Consider the following 231-nt stretch of genomic DNA (forward strand, 5'->3'; position numbering starts at 1 on the left):
GTTGCGCTCCTGCGAGGGCGAGAGCTCATGGTTGACCAGCACCAGGTCGGCGCCGGTGGCCTCGGCGGCCGCCTTGTTCTCGTCCAGCTTGCCCGAGCCGATCAGGATCGACGGGTTGGGCCGGGCGATGCGCGCGGTCAGGGTGGCGGCGATGCTGGCCCCGGCAGAGCGGGCCCGATCGGTGAACTCTGCCCGCACGTCGTCTTCCAGCCGGCCGGACTGCGGCTGGAT

The 231-nt window shown here is 71.9% G+C and carries 1 pseudogene; it reads right to left on the reverse strand.

Annotated elements, in window-relative coordinates:
• Nucleotides 1-231, reverse strand: a pseudogene (locus ACQG3P_RS25020) (GTPase HflX); the annotation flags it as partial.

The organism is Stenotrophomonas sp. SrG (genome assembly GCF_050031795.1).
Classification (GTDB): Bacteria; Pseudomonadota; Gammaproteobacteria; order Xanthomonadales; family Xanthomonadaceae; genus Stenotrophomonas; species Stenotrophomonas rhizophila_A.